Genomic DNA, 2500 nt, shown 5'->3' on the forward strand with positions numbered 1-2500 from the left:
AAAAACAAAAACGGCCCGCTGGTTTGAGCCAGGCGGGCCGTTTTTTGATTTGGTTGCGGGGACAGGATTTGAACCTGTGACCTTCAGGTTATGAGCCTGACGAGCTACCGGGCTGCTCCACCCCGCGTCACCACTAAGCGAGCTTGCTTAGGATGTAAGCGCAAGCCTACGACTAGGCTGGCCTACAGATAGGTATATGGCTCACCAAATGAAAGGGCCGCTTACGCGGCCCGTGGTCCCTTGGCGGGCCATTTTCGTAGAGAGAAGATTTCACTCGATCCGGTTGGATGTGAGTTCAACGTGCGTTTAGCAGACCTGGCAGCGACCTACTCTCCCGCGTCTTGAGACGAAGTACCATCAGCGCTGGAGCGTTTCACGGCCGAGTTCGGAATGGGATCGGGTGCAGCCGCTCCGCCATAACCACCAGGTCGGCAAAACGCACGTTGTTCGAGAAGCTGTTTTTTGTGCCAAGGCGACGTTTGTGGCTTTCGGGCGTAAGCCCGCAAGCGCGACTGCGCGTCGCCGGTTTTCCGGCGCCCTCGCGGAGCATAGGCCCGTAAGGGCCGCTCATGCGTGAGCGCTGGTCAGACCATCGTGTTACACGATGGGCATAAGGAATGAGAACGATCAAGCCGATCGAACTATTAGTACCGGTAAGCTTCAAGCGTTGCCGCTCTTCCACACCCGGCCTATCAACGTGGTCGTCTTCCACGGTTCTCAGGGAATACTCGTTTTAAGGTGGGTTTCCCGCTTAGATGCCTTCAGCGGTTATCCCGTCCGGATATAGCTACCCTGCTATGCGGCTGGCGCCACAACAGGTCCACCAGAGATCCGTCCATCCCGGTCCTCTCGTACTAGGGACAGATCCTTTCAATATTCCTACACCCACGGCAGATAGGGACCGAACTGTCTCACGACGTTCTGAACCCAACTCACGTACCGCTTTAAATGGCGAACAGCCATACCCTTGGGACCTGCTCCAGCCCCAGGATGCGATGAGTCGACATCGAGGTGCCAAACAACCCCGTCGATATGGACTCTTGGGGGTCATCAGCCTGTTATCCCCGGCGTACCTTTTATCCGTTGAGCGATGGCCCTTCCACGCGGGACCACCGGATCACTATGACCGACTTTCGTCTCTGCTCGACTTGTCAGTCTCGCAGTCAGGCAGGCTTATGCCATTGCACTCAGCGAACGATTTCCGACCGTTCTGAGCCCACCATCGCGCGCCTCCGTTACTCTTTAGGAGGCGACCGCCCCAGTCAAACTACCCACCATACATTGTCCCGGACCCGGATAACGGGCCGCGGTTAGACATCCATAGTAATAAGGGTGGTATTTCAAGGGTGGCTCCACCTGAGCTGGCGCCCAGGTTTCAAAGCCTACCACCTATCCTACACATGCCACTACGAATGCCAATGTAAAGCTATAGTAAAGGTGCACGGGGTCTTTCCGTCTAACCGCAGGAACCCCGCATCTTCACGGGGAATTCAATTTCACTGAGTCTATGCTGGAGACAGCGGGGAAGTCGTTACGCCATTCGTGCAGGTCGGAACTTACCCGACAAGGAATTTCGCTACCTTAGGACCGTTATAGTTACGGCCGCCGTTTACTGGGGCTTCGATTCAGAGCTTGCACCCCTCCTCTTAACCTTCCAGCACCGGGCAGGCGTCAGACCCTATACGTCGTCTTGCGACTTCGCAGAGCCCTGTGTTTTTGATAAACAGTCGCTACCCCCTGGTCTGTGCCACCCTCCTCCACTTGCGTGGAAAAGGGTCACGCTTCTTCCGAAGTTACGCGTGCAATTTGCCGAGTTCCTTCAGCATAGTTCTCTCAAGCGCCTTGGTATACTCTACCAGACCACCAGTGTCGGTTTCGGGTACGGTTTATAAGGAGGAGCTATTTCCTGGAACCACGCAGCAGCCCGTTCAATCCGATAAGATTGGACTACCTCAATGATCCGTCACTACCTCCAAGCCCACGAATATTAACGTGGTTCCCATCGACTACGCGTTTCCGCCTCGTCTTAGGGGCCGGCTAACCCTGCTCAGATTAGCTTTAAGCAGGAACCCTTGGTCTTTCGGCGGGGGAGTCTCTCACTCCCCTTACGTTACTCATGTCAGCATTCGCACTTCTGATACCTCCACCACCCCTCACGGGTATGGCTTCATCAGCTTACAGAACGCTCCGCTACCGCTCGTGATTGCTCACGAACCCTAAGCTTCGGTGTATGGCTTTAGCCCCGTTACATTTTCGGCGCAAAGACCCTTATTTAGACCAGTGAGCTGTTACGCTTTCTTTAAATGATGGCTGCTTCTAAGCCAACATCCTGGTTGTTTTGGGATCCTCACATCCTTTCCCACTTAGCCATAACTTGGGGACCTTAGCTGTAGGTCAGGGTTGTTTCCCTTTTCACGACGGACGTTAGCACCCGCCGTGTGTCTGCCGACTAGTACTCCCAGGTATTCGGAGTTTGGTTAGGTTTGGTAATCCGGTGAGG

General features: G+C 54.8%; 1 tRNA gene and 2 rRNA genes (1 of these 3 cut by a window edge). All 3 read right to left on the reverse strand.

Features of this window, described 5'->3' with window-relative positions:
• Positions 1-50 precede the first annotated feature (50 nt).
• Positions 51-127 (reverse strand) — tRNA-Met (locus CK228_RS10650).
• A gap of 186 nt (positions 128-313) precedes the next feature.
• Positions 314-428, reverse strand: a 5S ribosomal RNA gene (gene rrf, locus CK228_RS10655).
• A gap of 195 nt (positions 429-623) precedes the next feature.
• Positions 624-2500: ribosomal RNA gene (locus CK228_RS10660) — 23S ribosomal RNA — on the reverse strand; it runs 923 nt beyond the window's last position.

Source organism: Mesorhizobium sp. WSM4312, assembly GCF_002294875.1.
Classification (GTDB): domain Bacteria; phylum Pseudomonadota; class Alphaproteobacteria; order Rhizobiales; family Rhizobiaceae; genus Mesorhizobium.